The sequence below is a fragment of the Citrobacter sp. Ct235 genome (genome assembly GCF_030332305.1).
In the GTDB taxonomy this organism is placed as follows: domain Bacteria; phylum Pseudomonadota; class Gammaproteobacteria; order Enterobacterales; family Enterobacteriaceae; genus Citrobacter_A; species Citrobacter_A telavivensis.
Window position 1 is genome coordinate 1 of sequence record NZ_JAOWIC010000003.1, and the last position, 369, is coordinate 369.

1 rRNA gene is annotated in these 369 nt (G+C 55.0%); it reads left to right on the forward strand.

The annotated features are described in order from the left end of the window. Positions 1-369 (forward strand): 23S ribosomal RNA (locus OGY35_RS00950); the annotation flags it as partial.

The window sequence follows — 369 nt, forward strand, 5'->3', positions numbered from 1 at the left end:
GAGGCGAACCGGGGGAACTGAAACATCTAAGTACCCCGAGGAAAAGAAATCAACCGAGATTCCCCCAGTAGCGGCGAGCGAACGGGGAGCAGCCCAGAGCCTGAATCAGCATGTGTGTTAGTGGAACGGTCTGGAAAGGCCGGCGATACAGGGTGACAGCCCCGTACACAAAAGTGCATATGTTGTGAGCTCGATGAGTAGGGCGGGACACGTGGTATCCTGTCTGAATATGGGGGGACCATCCTCCAAGGCTAAATACTCCTGACTGACCGATAGTGAACCAGTACCGTGAGGGAAAGGCGAAAAGAACCCCGGCGAGGGGAGTGAAAAAGAACCTGAAACCGTGTACGTACAAGCAGTGGGAGCCTC